The sequence below is a fragment of the Bradyrhizobium sp. Ken51 genome (assembly GCF_055807435.1).
The window spans coordinates 315949-332670 of sequence record NZ_JBVVPB010000002.1; the positions used below are offsets into that span (position 1 = coordinate 315949).

Sequence of the window (16722 nt, forward strand, 5' to 3'; positions counted from 1 at the left end):
TTACGCCGGCGTCAGCTTCGCCACTTCGCCCTTCATGTCGTCCAGCACGCCTGATATCGCCGTAACCAGCTCGTCGATCTGGGCCTTGGTGACGATCAGCGGCGGGCAGATGGCGATGGCGTCGAGCATGTTGCGCGAGATCACGCCGCGCTCCTGCAGCATGCGGCTGGCCATGCCGCCGACGGCGCCCGGCGTTGTCGCTGCGGTCTTGCGCGCCTTGTCGAGTACCAGTTCGATCGCTGCGATCATGCCGACGCCTCGGACTTCGCCGACCAGCGGATGGCTGGTGAGTTCACGCAGCTTGCCTTGCATGTAGCCACCGAGTTCGGCGGCGTGCGCAACCAGGCCCCGCTCCTCGATGATCTTCAAATTCTCCAGCGCAATCGCCGAGCCGACCGGATGGCCGCCCGCGGTGAAACCATGGCCGAGCACGCCGATCTTGTTGCTCTCATCGGCGATCGGTTCGAACATGCGATCGTTCATCATGATGGCCGACAGCGGGAAATAGCTCGAGGTGATCTGCTTGGAGACCACGATCGCGTCGGGCTTGATGCCGTAGGTTTCGCAGCCGAACATCTTGCCGGTGCGGCCGAAGCCGCAGATGACCTCGTCGGCGACCAACAGGATGTCGTACTTGTTCAAAACCTTCTGGATCTTGTCCCAATAGGTTGCCGGCGGCACGATGACGCCGCCCGCGCCCATCACCGGCTCGCCGAAAAACGCCGCGATCGTGTCCGGGCCTTCCTTCTGGATCAGCGCATCGAGCTCTTCGGCTCGCCGCGTCGCGAAGGCTTCCTCGCTCTCGCCGGGTGCACCGTCCTTGTAGAAATGCGGCGAGCCCGTGTGCAGGATGTTCGGGAGCGGCAAGTCGAAAGAGCGGTGGTTGTTCGGCAGGCCGGTGAGGCTGGCGGACGCAATGGTGACGCCGTGATAGGCGCGCATCCGGCTGATCACCTTCTTGCGCTGTGGCTGGCCGAGCGCATTGGAGCGATAGGCAATCAACTTCAGAACGGTGTCGTTGGCCTCCGAGCCGGAATTGGTGAAGAACACCTTGCTCATCGCAACCGGCGCGAGCGCGACTAGCTTCTCGGCGAGATCGATCGAGGGCCCGTGCGATTTGGCGGAGAACGTGTGATAGAACGGCAGCGCCTGCATCTGCTTGTGCGCAGCCTCGACCAGCCGCTTCTCGTTGAAGCCGAGCCCGACGCTCCACAGGCCTGCCATCGCCTCGAAATAGCGCTTGCCCGAGGCGTCGAACACGTAAGGGCCCTCGCCGCGTTCGATCACGAGGGGACCGGCCTGCTGATGGGCGCGCGCGTTGGTATAGGGATGGAGCTGATAGGCCACATCCCGGGCCTCTTGCGAATTGGGTAGCATGGACATTTGCAGGCATCCTTGAAAGCGTCACGTCGCCGGCGCGGCCGGCGTCATCACTCGATGATCCAGCTCCTTGGCTATTGCCACCGCGCAAAACTTGCAACGTCAATCCGTGGGCGGCAAGCGCTCAGCAGCGTTGCACAAAGCCGCACATCGGGAAGCCGTCACGCCGCGCCGTCGTCATTCCCCTCATTAACGGCGGCAGCGGCCTCCCGCACCTCCACCAGTGCCATCGAGAGCAGATACACCGTCGTGGGCAGACCAAGACGGCGCGCCGCCTCGGCGGCATGCGACAGGTCGCTTGCCAGCTCCTCGAGCTGATCTCCCCGTGACAATGTCCCACTCCATCCGTCGATCGCGGCCGCCTACACCGCAACGGCGCCGCTGGTTCTGATCAGTTCGGCGCTGGACTGGATTGTAGCAAAATTCCCGATCACATTCACTACCGCATGCTTGTAGGCGGCAGCATCGCCTGTCCCCGGCTGCCGGCAGGCCACCGCGTCGGCCACTATCTGGTAGCGATGGCTGCGGTGAAACCCGTCGATAGCGGTGGCCAGAATGGTTTCATCCAGGGAAAAGCCCGCGAGCACGCAACGGACATTGCGGATATTGGACATGTAGTCCACAAACCGCGACGAGCTGTAGGCCGACGGCAGCGGGTGCTCGAACGTCATTTCTCCCGGCCGCGGCTTCGCCTCCGCGATCCAATCGGTCAGCCTGGATGCCGGATTGAACCAGGCCGCCTGCGCGATGCGCTTCAGATGCATCACCGGCCAGAGATTGACGCGCCACAGCGTCAGCATTTCCACGCAGCGCGCGGTGGCGTCATCGCCGTCGAGGATGACGTGGCGACGTCCTGGGGTCAGGTATTCGACCTGGAGATCCGCGCAGACCAGGATCGGCGGATCGTCGGTGATGGAAACCAGCATGGTTTTGCGCGCAGCTGCACCAGTTTCAGCGGCCGGCGAGCGCGACGTCCCGCAGCGGCGACGTCACGGCCCGTCCTGCCGAGGCGTCGAGCACGCCCGGCCGGTCCCAATCGCCTTCGGGGCGGATGATCACGTATGGATCGCTGTCCAGGGTAATGGCATCCGGGCCCGGCTCGATCTCCAGCAGCATTTCCGTATAGGAGAAGTCGGAGAAGGTGATCTTGCGATTGTGGCCGAGCGGCTTGGCGCCGAAATGGGCCCAGAAATCGACCAGACGGTCCTGCGCCTGGCCGTAGATCTTGCGAAAGCCCTTGCGCTTCACATAGTCGACGCTCGCCTGTACCAGCTTGAACGAGACGCGCGAGCGCCGATATTGGTGCCGCACCGCAAGCCGTTCCACCTTGGCGAAATCGCCGAAGAACCGCACCCGCAGACAGCCCGCAGGCTCGTTGCCGACATAGCCGATGAAATGCGCGGCGACCATGTCGTTGCCGTCGAACTCCTCATCGAACGGGCAATCCTGCTCGGCGAGATAGACGGCTGAGCGGATCGAGGTGACCAGCATGAGATCGCTGAGATCGCGTGCGAGGCGAACGGTGATGGCGCGGGAATCGGGCTTCGCGAGAGGAATCCTAGTACCGTGCATCTGCAAAACTCCTTGCTTGAATGATCGCGCCGGGCATGCGCATCGGCTGCCGATGCCAGGGCCGCTCGTAGCACCACAGATCGGGTTGGAAGCTTGGAACAGGCTCGAAGCCTGTCGCCTTCATGATGTCGCGTCCGGCCACGGTTGACGGCTGCGCATAGCAATCCGAGTTGCGAAACCTTAGCTGTCTCAGATGAGCCGCGGCTTTGCCGAGACCGGCGACGCCGCGCCCCGTCGCCGCGATCGCCCAGATGTAGATGGCGGAAACGTCCTCGTTCGCGGACGCGAGATGGCGCGTCTCCGGCGCGGTGAGGCAGATCTCGTCGAGCAACAGCCCATCATGCCCGCGATCGTTGAGAAACAGGAAAGCCATTCCGCCGACGAGGTTGCCCTTCCGGCTGAAAGTCAGGATGCTGTCGGGATCGAAGGCGAAATATTTTGCAAGCTCAGCCGCCCCGATCCGAACGCCCGGCACCAGCCGGTGCGCCAACTGCGAAAGCGCGGCTATTTCGGAAAATTGGGCGCGACGGACGTCGACATCCGGACTGAGCGGCAGCGCGTCGAAATCATGCCTTGCGGCAAACGAGCCCCTTTCCATACCCATGTCACCCCTCTATCGTTCGCGGCTTTCGTGCCCCGCTATGACAAAGAGCTTAGCGGCTGGGGATCAGGCGTATGCAGCAGTTATTGCACCGGGGTGCTGCGATGATGCAGCACCGTGAAGAAGCCCTGGACATGTCCTGGGACGATTTGAAACTGTTTTTAGCTTGCGCAAAATATAAAAGTTTCCGCAACGCCGCCGAAGAGCTCGGGCTCACCTCCACCACCCTGATGCGCAGGATCGACCGGCTCGAAGAGAGCATCGATTGCAAGCTGTTCCTGCGCGACCAGAGCGGGCTCACGCTCAGCGACGAAGGCAGCGCGATGATCGCCGACGTCGCGCACATGGAGCGTCATGCCTTCAACGTGTTCCGGCGTGCCTCGCGATCGTCGAATGACATGTCAGGCACCGTACGCGTCGCGGTGACGGAAGGCCCCGGCAATTTCTGGATCCTGCCGCGACTGATCGACTTCCAAAAGACCTATCGCAAGATCACCGTCGACCTGCGCTGCGCGATGGAACAGGCCGATGTCGCGCGGCTCGAATCCGATATCGCGATCCAGCTCGAGCCACCGACCAATCCCGATCTGATCGTCGCCAAGCTCGGCCGGCTGCACATCTATCCGTTCGTCTCCAAGGAGTACGAAAACCTCTACGGCGTGCCCGCGAGCCTGGCCGAGCTGAAGAACCACCGCATCATCAAGCAGAGCGCCCCGCAGGTCGACGACGGCGCTTATGCCCGCGTACTCGGACTTAAGTCGCTCGAGGGCATCGTCGGGATCAAGACCAATTCCTCGGTCGGCGTGCTCTATGCAGTGGAGCGCGGCGCCGGCATCGGATTCCTGCCGACGGTCTCAATCGCGCTCGGCGCCCCGCTCGTTGCCGTCGATCTCGGCGTCAGCCACCATGCCGATCTCTGGCTCACCTATCACAAGGAGTTCCGCACCTCCGAGCGCCACAAGATCGTGGTCGATTGGCTGAAGAAAATCTTCGATCCCAAGACCCACCCCTGTTTCCGCGACGAGTTCATCCACCCGAACGCGCTTGCGCCGATGATGACGGCCGCGCGCGAGGGCTTTGGATTGACGGGATATGTCGCGGCAATGCCGACGTAAAGCTTGAGCGTGATCTTTTCGGAAAACCGCTTCGCGGTTTTCCGATCCTGCTCTGGGCGGACGTGGGCAGGCTTCGCCTCACCAACGATATTCAAAGCCGACCGTGCCCTGATGCGACGTCAGTTCGTTGCGGAACTTGCCGTCGTAATTGACGTAGAGCCGCGCCGTGTTGGTCAGGCTGAGCGAGGCCGAGGCGCCGGCATCCATGCCGTAGCGGCTCTCGCCGATGCCGGGCACGACGATGCTCTGGGTCCCGAGGCTGACCTGCACCGATCCCAGGTCCTGATGGAAATTGTCGACGAACTTGCCATAGGCGGACAGGTCCAGGATCTTCTGGTCGAAGATGAAGTAGCGCCCGATCTCGGCTCCGATCATGACACGCGCGCGCGAGAGCGCCGTCGAGCCGACATTGAGTGGATCGAGGCCGCCAACCTCCTGGAATGCGACGCTGGTGGCGCGGACATATTCCAGTGCGCCCTTGGGCACGATGCGCATCTGGTCCTTGGTCCAGTAATAGCTGATCTCGGTCAGCGCGCCGTCAACTGCGGCGCGATAACCCGCGGTCGCCAGTCCCAGGCCGGTGTCCCGGCTGGAGCGGACCTTGCCGAAGCCGTGCACCACCGCGAACGCCCAGGTCCAGGGACCCTTGTCGACCGAGCCGCTGAAGCCGAGTTGGGTCAGGTCCAGCGTCGCGGACTGAAGTGCGAGCGGCACGTCGACGTCGGTGTGGCTCTGGTCGACGGAGAAGCCGAGATTGACACCCGGCGCGAGCCGCGCGCCGAAGCCTGCGACACCGCCAAACGTCTTGCGCTTGTCGCCGACAAAGTCTCCTTGCGCATCCGTCCGAACCGTGATGCCGTAACCCTCGAACCAGGTGCGGTAGCGCGGGTCTTCCGTGCTCGCCGACGCGCCGCCGCCGCCGGGATTGGTCCGAAACGCCCGGTTCACGCCGCCAGATGCTCGGTCGCCGAGCCGCTCCAGGAAATTCGAGCCGAGATTGAGCGCGCTGTTGCCGGCCGACTGGTCGTAATTGGTCGCGGTCGGCATCGGAATCGGCGTCGGTGACGGCGTGGGTGTCGGGGTCGGCGTGGGCGTGGGCGTCGGACTTTGCGCAAAGCCTGACGTCGTCGACAGCACCATGATGAGCACAAACGCCACGGCAGCCGCGATCCGGCGGACGCGGTTCAGCCTGATCGCCTGCCGTGTCTCTGAGGGCTGCGACGTGCAGCACATGGCGACAAATCCCGAAGCAAAGGGCGGCGCGCAAAAATGCAACAGGAGCGGCGCACGCGTGCCGCGATTTGTGCCGAACTGTTACTGAGGGTCAACCGGCTGGCGCGTCAAGGCAAAGGCATTGCTTTCGATTGTGGTTCCGCGGCCACAGGTCGCAAATTGCGGACGGGCACTCCGGTCGGGCTCTTGAAATTCGCGCGCGGCTTGCTAACGGGCGATTTTCATGTTGCAATATCGGACACAATCGGAATTGGCCGCTCGACTGTGCGTTTCGCGACATTGAGACTCAAGACTCGAACAGACTACCGGAAGCCCGTTTGTGGCGTGGCACGCGAAAAGCGGCCGCGTCGTTTTTGTATCTAGCGGAGGAGACTGAGGATGCCGCAAAAGGGCACCGTCAAATGGTTCAACCCGACCAAGGGCTATGGGTTCATCAAGCCGAACGGCAGTGACAAGGACGTCTTCGTCCATATCTCCGCCGTCGAGCGCGCCGGACTCTCGACCCTCAATGAAAATCAGGTGGTTGAATACGACCTCGTGGAGAACCGCGGCAAAGCATCCGCGGAGAACCTCAAGGTCTCCTGATTTCTCTCGCGGTCTGCGCAAGAGATCATGACGTTGCCCCCGGCTCTGCCGGGGGTTTTTTGTTTGAGTATGACGAAGTATTCCGAGTGCGACGGCGCTTCACCGCGCCAAAGGCGCTATCAGAAAATTCTCCGACGGCCCGCTGCCCGCGGTCTTGCACACATCGCCCTCGATCCGGACCTTGCCGGCCGCGAGCAGGCTCAGTGCTGCGGGATAGATGCGGTGCTCGACTTCGAGGATGCGCTCCGACAGCGTGTCCGCCGTGTCGTGGTCGCTGACGGGAACCGCGCCTTGCATCACGATTGGGCCGGCGTCGGTCTCGGGGATCACGAAGTGCACCGTCGCGCCGGACAGCTTGACGCCGGCGCGCAACGCTTGGCCGTGTGGGTCGAGACCGGGGAACGACGGCAGCAGCGAGGGATGGATGTTGAGCATCCGCCCGTACCAGGCCCTGGTGAACTCGGCCGTGAACAGCCGCATGAAGCCGCCGAGGCAGATCAGCTCGATGCCGTGCTGATCGAGCGATGCTTGCAGCGCCTTCTCGAAGCCGGCGCGGTCCTTGCCGAATGGCTTGCTTTCGATCACGAGTGTCTTCACGCCGCTCGCTTTGGCCCTTTCCAGCCCCTGCGCATGGGCCTTGTTCGAGATGACGAGCGAAATCTCCGCCGGAAAATCCGGCGCGGTCGCGCCCTTGATCAGCGCAGCCATGTTGGAGCCGCGGCCGGAAATCAGGATGGCGACGCGGCGTTTCATCACAGCGCCGGTCACTACAGCGCCAAATCGAGATGGCCGTTATAGACGACGCGATGCTCGCCCTCGGCCGGGATCACGGTACCGAGCTGGGCCACGGTCTCACCGGCATCGGCGAAGACCTCCACGACCTCGTCGACCTTGTCCGGTTCGACGATCGCGATCATGCCGATCCCGCAATTGAAGGTCCGCAGCATTTCGAGTTCGGCGATGCCGGCCTGCGCGGCCAGCCATTTGAACACCGGCAGCACTGGCAGACGCGCCAGATCGATACCCACACCGAGATGCTTCGGCAGCACGCGCGGAATGTTGTCGGTGAAGCCGCCGCCGGTGATATGGGCAAGCCCCTTCACCGCGCCGGTCTCGCGGATCGCGCGCAGGCAGGATTTGACGTAGAGCCGCGTCGGCGTCAGCAGCGCGCCGCCGAGCGTCATGACGGGCGCAAACGGCGCCTGCGCTCCGAAGCCGAGGCCCGATTGTTCCACGATCTTGCGCACCAGCGAGAAACCGTTGGAGTGCACCCCCGACGAGGCCAGCCCGATCACGGCATCGCCGGCGGCGACGTCCTTGCGCGGCAAGAGCGTGCCCCGCTCCGCGGCACCGACGGCAAAGCCGCCGAGGTCGTAGTCGCCGTCCTTGTAGAGGCCGGGCATCTCGGCCGTCTCGCCGCCGATCAGGGCGCAACCGGATTCGCGGCAGCCTTCGGCGACACCGGCGACGATCGACGCGGTCGCCTCCGGATCGAGCTTGCCGCAGGCAAAATAGTCCAGGAAGAACAGCGGCTCGGCGCCCTGCACCACGAGGTCGTTGACACTCATGGCGACGAGGTCGATGCCGATCCCGCCATGCAGGCCGGTCTCGATCGCGATCTTGACCTTGGTGCCGACGCCATCGGTCGCGGCCACTAGGATGGGGTCCTTGAAGCCGGCGGCCTTGAGGTCAAACAGGCCGCCAAAACCGCCGATTTCGGCGTCGGCGCCAGCACGCGCGGTGGCGCGCACCATCGGTTTGATCAGGTCGACCAGGCGGTTGCCCGCGTCGATATCGACGCCTGAATCGGCGTAAGTGAGGCCGTTTTTGCGGTCGGTCATGCCCGATTTCCAGTGGGTTTGCGGCTGGTTACGTCGAATTCCGGGGACACGCAATGGCTCGCATGGCGCGCCTCCGTATACTATGTAGAGATATCAACCGGTTCAGCCTCCAAAGGGCCGAATTCGAGGTCAGGCCGGGTGCCGGGAAGCGCCGTGTGAGTATACCGAACATCATTACTTTGGGCCGCATCATGCTGGTCCCGATCATCGTCTGGGCCATCGTGTCGAGCCAAATGGAGGTGGCGTTCGCCGTCTTCCTGATCGCCGGTATCAGCGACGCGGTCGACGGCTTCCTTGCCAAGCGCTTCAACATGACCAGCGAGCTCGGCGCCCTGCTCGACCCGCTCGCCGACAAGGCGCTGCTGGTCTCGATCTACATGGCCTTGGGCATCTGGGGCGCGATTCCGCGCTGGATCGTCATCTTGGTGGTCTCGCGCGATATCATGATCGTCGCTGCCGTGATCATATCTTGGCTGTTCGACCGCCCTGTGGAGATGAAGCCCTCGAAGGTATCCAAGCTCAACACTGTGGCCCAGGTGGCATTCGCGGCGCTGGTGCTGGCCGCCCTCGCCTTCGGCTTCAAAGCCGGTCCTTATGATATCATCCTGATGGGCCTCGTCACGGTCTTCACGCTTTCCTCCGTGTCGCTCTATCTCGTCGAGTGGTTGCGGCACATGAGCACGATCGAGGCCAAATGAGTTGGGAAGCGGCCCCGCAAAAGGCCAACTCCCGCTCGATGAAGTCGCATCTCTTGAAACGAAGCCGGCCCGCCGGCACGGAGCAAAGCAAGCGTGCCAGGCCGCGTTCATCCCCGACAATTGGCGTTTTCGCTTCCGCACGCGGAGAGCCTGAGCCGGGACAATTTCCTCGAAGGCCCCGTCAATGCCGCCGGTCTTGCCCTCATCGACGCCTGGCCGGAATGGCCGAACCGGATCATGTGGCTGGCCGGCCCGGAAGGAAGCGGCAAGAGCCATCTCGCCGCGATCTGGGCCGAGGCCTCAGGCGCCCGCTCGACCACGGCGAATGGGCTGACCGCCGAAGCCGTCCCGGCTGCGCTCGCCACCGGCGCGCTGGTGGTCGAGGATACCAAGGCCGGGGAATTCGACGAGCGCGCCCTGTTCCATCTGATGAATCTGGCCCGCGAGGACGGCGCCTACGTCCTCTTCACCGGACGCGAGGTGCCCGCATCTCTCCAGATCGAGCTCCCCGACCTGCGCTCGCGGCTCCGCGCCGTCCCCGTTATCTCGCTGCTGCCGCCTGACGACCAGCTCTTCCGCGGCCTGATCGTCAAATTCTGCGCCGACCGCCAGCTCGCGGTGGACGAGAGCGTGGTCAGCTACCTCGCCACGCGCCTGGAGCGGTCCTCGGCCGCCGCCCGACGGGCCGTGGACCTGCTGGACAGCGAGGCCCTGCGCCTCGGCCGCCCCGTCACCCGGGCCTTGGCCGCCGAGCTGCTCCGGGATGTCTGACAAGGCGGCTTGACGCGGCCGGACGGCGGAACATCAATGTCATCGAAACGTCATCGCTCTAACACATGCTCCCGCGGGTTTTGCGCGTAAGTCGCAAATTGGGGCGAACTGGATGGACCGACTTCTGATGGATTCTGCGCAAGCTGTTGAAGTTAAAGAAAAAGCCCCGGAAGCCGAGGGCCCGCCTGCGATCGCATCGAACCCCGAGCGGTTCATCAATCGCGAGCTCTCCTGGCTGCACTTCAACCGCCGCGTCCTGGAGGAATCGGTCAATCCCAGCCACCCCATGCTGGAGCGGGTGCGATTCCTGTCGATTTCGGCGAATAACCTCGACGAGTTCTTCATGGTCCGCGTTGCCGGCATCAAGGCCCAGGTCCGCGAGGGCATTGCCGAGCGCAGCCCCGACGGCCTGACGCCATCCGAGCAGCTCGCGCTCATCAACCGAACCGTCTCGCAGCTTGCCTCGGACCAACAGGCAATCTGGCGCGACCTGCGCGGCACGCTCGCCGACGAGGGCATCGTGCTGGTCGAGGGCAAGGAGGTCACCAAGGCGGAACGAACCTGGGTTGAGGACTACTTCCTCAGTAACGTGTTCCCGCTGCTGACCCCGCTCGCGATCGACCCCGCCCACCCCTTCCCGTTCATTCCGAGCCTCGGCTTCACCATCGCGCTCCAGCTCACGCGCGCCGCCGACGGCAAGCAGATGAACGCGCTGATCCGCATGCCCGGCAAGATCGACCGCTTCATCCGTCTGCCGGCTGACGGCAAGGTCGTCCGGCTGATCTCGCTGGAGCAGGCCACTGCGCTGTTCATCAACCGCCTATTCCCCGGCTACAATCTGCACGGCCAGGGCGCCTTCCGTGTGATCCGCGACTCCGAACTCGAAATCGAGGAAGAGGCCGAGGATCTCGTCCGCCTGTTCGAGACCGCGCTGAAGCGCCGCCGCCGCGGCTCGGTGATCCGGCTCGAGATCGACGCCAAGATGCCGGAGCAGCTGCGCAACTTCGTGCAGCACGCGCTGTCGACCGCCGACGACGAGGTATTCCTGGTCGACGGCGTGCTCGCCATGAACGAGCTCTCGCAGCTCACCCGCCTCGACCGGCCCGATCTGGAATTCACCCCTTATGTACCGCGCCATCCCGAGCGCGTGCGCGAGCAAGGCGGCGACATCTTCGCCGCGATCCGGCAGAAGGATCTCGTCGTCCATCACCCCTACGAATCCTTCGACGTCGTGGTGCAGTTTCTCCAGCAGGCGACGCGCGACCCCGACGTCGTCGCCATCAAGCAGACGCTCTACCGCACCTCCAGCAACTCGCCGATCGTGCGCGCGCTCGTGGAAGCCGCCGAAGCCGGCAAATCGGTCACCGCGCTGATTGAGCTGAAGGCGCGCTTCGACGAAGAGGCCAACATCCGCTGGGCACGCGACCTCGAACGCGCCGGCGTGCAGGTCGTCTACGGCTTCCTCGAATTGAAGACGCACGCGAAACTCTCGATGGTGGTGCGGCGCGAGGGCGGAAGCCTCACGACCTACGTCCACACCGGCACCGGCAACTACCACCCGGTGACCGCGCGCATCTACACCGACCTCTCCTACTTCACCTCGGATCCGACCATCGGCCGCGACGCCGCGCGCGTGTTCAACTTCATCACCGGCTACGCCGCGCCGAGCGACCTGGAAAAGATGGCGGTCTCGCCGCTGACCTTGCGCAAGCGCATCATCGAGCACATCCAGGGCGAGACCGCGCATGCGCGGCACGGCCGGCCCGGTGCGGTCTGGATGAAGATGAACGCGCTGGTCGACCCCGACATCATCGACGCGCTCTACGAGGCCTCACAGGCCGGCGTGCAGGTCGAGCTCGTGGTGCGCGGTATCTGCTGCCTGCGACCCGGCATTCCCGGATTGTCTGAGAACATTCGCGTCAAGTCGATCATCGGACGCTTCCTCGAACACGGCCGAATCTACTGCTTCGGCATGGGCCAGGGCCTGCCGAGCGCGAAAGCGGCTGTGTATATCTCCTCAGCCGACATGATGCCGCGCAACCTCGACCGCCGCGTCGAGGTGCTGTGTCCGCTGCAAAATCCCACGGTGCATCAGCAGGTTCTCGAACAGATCATGGTCGCCAACCTCAAGGACAACGAGCAGAGCTGGCAATTGTTGCCGGACGGGTCCTCAACGCGTATGAAGACCGCGAAGGGCGAGGAGCCTTTCAACGTCCACAACTACTTCATGACAAATCCGAGTCTGTCTGGCCGTGGTAAGTCGCTCAAGGAATCCTCGCCGCGCCGCCTCACGCGCCGTAATGAACGTCATCAATCCTGATCCGGGATCGTCGACGTGAAGCGGCCGCGCAAGCGCGGCTCGAGCGTCGCGGTCATCGACATCGGCTCCAACTCGGTCCGTCTCGTCGTCTACGAGGGACTGACGCGGAGCCTGATTCCGATCTTCAACGAGAAGACGCTGTGCGGCCTCGGGCGCGAGGTGCAGAGCACGGGACTGCTCGCGCCTGACGCCGTCGACAAGGCGCTGACCTCGCTCAAGCGCTTCCGTGCGCTGTGCCGGGTCATGCAGGTCGGACGGGTGTTTGCGATTGCGACCGCCGCCTGCCGCGACGCCTCGAACGGCCCCGACTTCATCGCGAAAGCCGAGCGCATCTGCGCGGTGAAGATCGAGATCCTGTCGGGCCCGCGCGAGGCGCGGCTGTCGGCGCTTGGCGTGATCTCCGGCATCCATCATCCCGACGGCATCGTCGGCGACCTCGGCGGCGGCTCGCTCGAACTGATCGACGTGCGCAAAAACACCGTGCGCAGCGGCGTGACGCTGCCACTCGGCGGCCTCGCGCTGCAGGACCTCGCGCATAAATCCCTGAAACGCGCCGACCGCATCGTGCGCGAAGCGCTCGACGGGGTGCCGCAGCTCAAGGCAGGGAGCGGCCGCAGCTTCTACGCGGTCGGCGGCACCTGGCGCGCGCTTGCGCGCATCCACATCATCCAGAGCGGCTATCCGCTCCAGGTAATGCACGGCTATTCGATTTCGGCTGCCGAGGCGCTCGATTTTTCGCGTCGTCTCCGCCGGCTTGCAGCCGCGGGCATGCTCGCCGACATCGAGATCGTCGCCGATGCCCGGCGCCCGCTCCTCACCTATGCCGCACTGGTGCTCGAGCACATCATCCGGGTGGCGAAGCCGAAAACGATCGTGTTCTCGACCTTCGGCGTGCGCGAGGGCCTGCTGCACGAGAAGCTGCCGGAGTCCGAACGCAACAAGGACGGACTGATCTGCGCGGCCGAGGAGCTGAACCAGCTGCTGTCGCGTTCGGCCAAGCATGCGCGCGAACTGATCGCCTGGACCGACCGCCTCGCGCGCGTGGTGAAGCTGCGCGAGACCCAGGAGGACCGCCGCCTCCGCCACGCCGCGTGCCTGCTGTCCGACATCGGCTGGCGCGTGCATCCCGACCATCGCGGCGAGCAGACGCTGAGCCTCGTCGTCAACGGCAATTTCGGCGCGATCACCCACACCGAGCGCGCCTTCGTCGGGTTGTCCGTGTTCTATCGCTATGCGGGCCTCAGCGAGGAAAACCAGCCGCCGGTCGCCATGCAGGAGCTGCTGACGCCGGCGCAGCTCGAACGCGCCCGCCTGCTGGGCGCGGCCTTCCGCGTCGCGCATCTAATCTCGGCGGCGCGTCCGGGCGTCTTGCCCGCGACGCATTTCCGCAGCCTGGGCCGCAAGCTGTTGCTGGTGTTCGAGCACCGCCTCGGCGACCTCGTCGCGGATCGCGTCGGCAGCCGCTTCCGCGCGCTCGCCCGGCTGATCAACCGCGCCGGCTCGATCGTCCGGCGGTAGATCGGCTAGCCTAACCTGATCCTGCCCGGACGTTTCTTGAGCCACATGATCCCGCCGCTGATGAACAGAACGAGGGGAGCGAAGCCGGCTGCGAAGACGAACAGACGCCCGACGAGTCCGAACGTCGCACCGTTGTGGATCCAGAGCTGTTCGGCCAGATAGCGATCGCCCATCGACGTGGCGCCCGAAGTGCGATCGTGCACCACCGCACCGCTCCATGGATCGAGCCAGATCGCCCCCCGCGCACGTACCGCGGGATCAGCGCCTTCGGCCCGGAACTGCACGCGCCAGGTGTTGCGCGTTTCGGTTGGCGGATCGAACATGGCAATCGTCGTATCCGGCCTGGCCGTTTGCACGATTCGCACGATCGCATCGGCTGAGAGCTGCGGCGTCCCTGCGGCCGGCAGTTCGATCCGCGGCGAAGGATCAGGTGTCGGTTGCGACACGAGCCCGATAATGGGACGCACTACGCCAGGAAAAATGATCCCGACACCAGTGATCGAGATCATCGTGAGCGCGAACAGCGCCCAAAAACCAGCCATGCCGTGGACGTCGAAAACAAATCGAAGAAGCGAAACGTCCTTGCTCACCGATACCGAGCGCCAGAACCGCCCCGGTTTCGGCCACCACAAGAACAGGCCCGAGACGGCCAAGCCGAGCAGTACGAACCCGACAATGCCGACCAGCTCCTTGCCCCACCACTCATGGAGCAGCAGCGTATAGTGGAGACGGTAAACCTGGAGGGCGAACGCATTTATGTAGTCACGCCGTCCGAGAACCTTCCCGTTCGACGGATCGACCATGGTCGTCCAGCGATTGGGGTATCGACCTGTCGCGGTTTCGTGCGCGTGTATCACGACCCAGACCGGCCAAGTCCGGTCCGGAGCCAGGATCGTGGAAATCGGCGCGGTATCCGCCGCCGCGGCGGCGCGCATCACCTCGCTCAAGGTGACCTTTTGTGCGGGACCGGCGGGGACGTAAAGCGCGGAATTAAGAACAGCGTCGATTTCCCGATAGAAGACGATGAAGCTTCCCGTGAGGCCTATCAGCACCACGACGATGCCGCCGGTCAACCCGAGCCATCGGTGAGCCCAGAGAAGCCTGCGCCTTACGCGTCCAGGCCGCTTCAACTCAGAAATCCGTGGACATCGACAACAGCAGGGTCCGCGGAGCCCCCTGTGAGAGCGCGGAGAAGCTTGCCACGCCCGACCAGTAATTTTTATCGAACACGTTCTGGACCAGCGCCCGCAACGTGACAGGCCGGTTGTTGATGCGCGTGTTGTAGCGGGCACCGAGGTCGAGCCTCGTCCACGCCGGAACGACCTGCGTGTTTGCCGCATCCAGATACTGGTATCCCGTATAGATGGTGCTTGCGACCAGCGTCAGCCCGGGCGCGAATGGGGCGTCCCATTCGGCGGACAAATTGGCTTGCACCTGAGGTACACCGATCGGCGTCTTGCCGAGATTGGAAGGCGTGCTCGTCTTCGTCAGCTCCGGGTCGATCAGCGTCACGCCGCCAAGCACGCGAAGGCCTGTCTGCACCTCTCCGAATACCGTGAACTCCAGGCCGCGATTGCGCTGTTCGGCGTCGGCCCGGAAGACTTTGTCGACACCCAACTGCCCCGACGGCTTGGTGATCTCGAACAGGCTGATCGTGGTGGCCAGCATGCCGAAATCGATCTTGACGCCGGCTTCGTGTTGCTTGCTGAAATAAGGTGCAAGAACTTCTCCGGAATTGCTCGCCGTCGTTGGTGCGACATCCCCCTTGCTGAGTCCTTCGATGTAGTTTGCGTACAGGGAGACGTGGCTCCAGGGCTTGACGACCAAGCCGACCATCGGCGTAAGCGCCGTTTGATCGTAAGAAGCGCTAACGGCACCCGTGGCGGTGTTGTAGTTGTTCGACTTCACGCCCTGTTGCCGGACGCCGACGGTCAGCTGAATGCGCTCCTGAAAGACCGACAAGGTGTCGGCCAGCGCGAGGCCGGTGAATTCGGTATCGGAAAGCTTTGGAACAGTCGCGGGAGCCGGAACGAGCTGCTCCGGACGGGCGATCGGGGCATAGATATTAGACAGCACCGGCGCGCCGGAAACAGAACCTCGCGACAATTGATCGGTGTAGTAGCTCCCCTGGAAGCTCACGGCATGATTGATCGCACCGGTCTCAAACCGGGCGCGCACGCCGGCGTCGGCGACGTTCCTGTCAATATCGAATTTGAAGCGGCCGGGTGTCGAACTGGTATTGCCGACCGAATTCAGGATCGTCGGCGTACCAAACAGACGATCGACCTGGGTCCTGCCGCCACCGCCGTCGGCGAACACCGTCACGGAATCGGTCACGTCGTATTCGGCGCGTGCTAGCAGCGAGTTGTCATGGACCTTAGCGAACTCCCAGGCCTGCGTGACATTGCGTCTCCCGACCGGAGCGGCCGGGACAGCGACGCCTGTCGCAACCAGAAACGGCCTTGCGGGCGCGTCGAACTTTTCTTCCTGGTCGATGAAGTCGAGCGAAGCCCTGAACTTCTCGCCGCGATAATCGAACGCCGCAGAGCCGACATGCGCCTGGCGGCTCTGGTTGTCGAGCGGCGTATCGCCGTTGTGATAACTGCCATTGACGCGAATTCCGAATTCGCGGTTCTCGCCGAACCGTCGGCTCACGTCGAGATGCGTGCCGAACTGGGAGTTCGTGGCGTAGTCGGTGGTAACCCGCGTGAGATCGACGTCACCTGCGCGTTTCGGAACGATGTTGATGGTGCCGCCGACGCTGCTGTTCGGAGCCATACCGTAAAGCAGCGCGGTCGGGCCTTTGATGATTTCAATGCGTTCGACGTAGTCGGTGAACACACGGTAGTTTGGTGCAACACCATAGACGCCATTGAAGGCAATTTCTCCGACATTCCCCTCGCCGATCGGAAAGCCGCGGATGAAGAAGGAGTCGAGAATGCCACCGGTCTGCCCCGTGAAACGGACCGAGGGATCGTTGCTGACGACATCGGCGACCGTGGTGGCCTGTTGATCTTCGATCTTCTTCGCCGTGTAACTGGTGATGTTGAACGGGGTGTCCATGAAGTCCCTGTTGCCCAGCAAGCCA

The 16722-nt window shown here is 63.7% G+C and carries 16 protein-coding genes; 6 read left to right on the forward strand and 10 right to left on the reverse strand.

Going from position 1 to position 16722, the window contains the following annotated elements; translation table 11 throughout:
- The 5 genes from AC0L27_RS05100 to AC0L27_RS05120 all read right to left on the reverse strand — a co-directional run bounded on the left by AC0L27_RS05100 (position 1) and on the right by AC0L27_RS05120 (position 3556).
- Positions 1-1383, reverse strand: a complete 1383-nt coding sequence (locus AC0L27_RS05100) for an aspartate aminotransferase family protein (protein WP_275167172.1) — start codon at positions 1381-1383, stop codon at positions 1-3.
- Positions 1384-1541: 158 nt separating this feature from the next.
- Positions 1542-1712 (reverse strand): hypothetical protein, encoded by a 171-nt coding sequence (locus AC0L27_RS05105; protein ID WP_275167173.1) that lies wholly within the window; start codon positions 1710-1712, stop codon positions 1542-1544.
- A gap of 30 nt (positions 1713-1742) precedes the next feature.
- Positions 1743-2306 carry an isochorismatase family protein gene (locus AC0L27_RS05110; protein WP_275167174.1) on the reverse strand — a complete coding sequence of 188 codons (564 nt, stop codon included), beginning with the start codon at positions 2304-2306 and terminating at the stop codon, positions 1743-1745.
- A gap of 25 nt (positions 2307-2331) precedes the next feature.
- Positions 2332-2952, reverse strand: coding sequence for a GNAT family N-acetyltransferase (locus AC0L27_RS05115; RefSeq protein WP_275167175.1), 621 nt, complete (start codon positions 2950-2952; stop codon positions 2332-2334).
- Positions 2939-3556 (reverse strand): hypothetical protein, encoded by a 618-nt coding sequence (locus tag AC0L27_RS05120; protein WP_354203909.1) that lies wholly within the window; start codon positions 3554-3556, stop codon positions 2939-2941. Before AC0L27_RS05120 ends, AC0L27_RS05115 begins: the two co-directional genes overlap by 14 nt.
- Positions 3557-3627: 71 nt before the next feature.
- On the opposite strand from AC0L27_RS05120, the gene AC0L27_RS05125 reads away from it, so the two are divergent.
- Positions 3628-4668 (forward strand): LysR family transcriptional regulator, encoded by a 1041-nt coding sequence (locus AC0L27_RS05125; protein WP_275167177.1) that lies wholly within the window; start codon positions 3628-3630, stop codon positions 4666-4668.
- Positions 4669-4746: 78 nt separating this feature from the next.
- Here the strand turns inward: AC0L27_RS05125 and AC0L27_RS05130 are convergent, their stop codons facing one another.
- On the reverse strand, positions 4747-5901 hold the full coding sequence (locus tag AC0L27_RS05130) for an autotransporter outer membrane beta-barrel domain-containing protein (protein WP_473318022.1): 1155 nt from the start codon (positions 5899-5901) through the stop codon (positions 4747-4749).
- Positions 5902-6279: 378 nt separating this feature from the next.
- Between AC0L27_RS05130 and AC0L27_RS05135 the strand changes: the two genes are divergently transcribed.
- On the forward strand, positions 6280-6486 hold the full coding sequence (locus AC0L27_RS05135) for a cold-shock protein (protein WP_007591938.1): 207 nt from the start codon (positions 6280-6282) through the stop codon (positions 6484-6486).
- Positions 6487-6585: 99 nt separating this feature from the next.
- Here the strand turns inward: AC0L27_RS05135 and purN are convergent, their stop codons facing one another.
- Both purN and purM read right to left on the reverse strand, forming a co-directional pair.
- Positions 6586-7239, reverse strand: a complete 654-nt coding sequence (purN, locus tag AC0L27_RS05140) for a phosphoribosylglycinamide formyltransferase (RefSeq protein WP_354203914.1) — start codon at positions 7237-7239, stop codon at positions 6586-6588.
- Between the two features lie 14 nt (positions 7240-7253).
- Positions 7254-8327, reverse strand: a complete 1074-nt coding sequence (gene purM / locus AC0L27_RS05145; protein ID WP_354203916.1) for a phosphoribosylformylglycinamidine cyclo-ligase — start codon at positions 8325-8327, stop codon at positions 7254-7256.
- Positions 8328-8482: 155 nt separating this feature from the next.
- On the opposite strand from purM, the gene AC0L27_RS05150 reads away from it, so the two are divergent.
- The 4 genes from AC0L27_RS05150 to ppx all read left to right on the forward strand — a co-directional run bounded on the left by AC0L27_RS05150 (position 8483) and on the right by ppx (position 13634).
- Positions 8483-9025, forward strand: a complete 543-nt coding sequence (locus AC0L27_RS05150; protein WP_027569696.1) for a CDP-alcohol phosphatidyltransferase family protein — start codon at positions 8483-8485, stop codon at positions 9023-9025.
- Positions 9026-9118: 93 nt separating this feature from the next.
- Positions 9119-9796: a P-loop NTPase family protein gene (locus AC0L27_RS05155; protein WP_354203918.1), complete on the forward strand. Its 678-nt coding sequence runs from the start codon at positions 9119-9121 to the stop codon at positions 9794-9796.
- A gap of 127 nt (positions 9797-9923) precedes the next feature.
- Entirely contained in the window at positions 9924-12116 is a 2193-nt protein-coding gene (locus AC0L27_RS05160) for an RNA degradosome polyphosphate kinase (RefSeq protein WP_354204551.1), read from the forward strand.
- A gap of 15 nt (positions 12117-12131) precedes the next feature.
- Entirely contained in the window at positions 12132-13634 is a 1503-nt protein-coding gene (gene ppx / locus AC0L27_RS05165; protein ID WP_354203920.1) for an exopolyphosphatase, read from the forward strand.
- A 5-nt stretch (positions 13635-13639) separates the two neighbouring features.
- Here the strand turns inward: ppx and AC0L27_RS05170 are convergent, their stop codons facing one another.
- Complete coding sequence (locus AC0L27_RS05170; protein WP_473318025.1) at positions 13640-14764, reverse strand: PepSY-associated TM helix domain-containing protein; 1125 nt, start codon at positions 14762-14764, stop codon at positions 13640-13642.
- Position 14765: 1 nt separating this feature from the next.
- Positions 14766-16697: a TonB-dependent receptor gene (locus tag AC0L27_RS05175; protein ID WP_354204554.1), complete on the reverse strand. Its 1932-nt coding sequence runs from the start codon at positions 16695-16697 to the stop codon at positions 14766-14768.
- Positions 16698-16722: the final 25 nt, after the last annotated feature.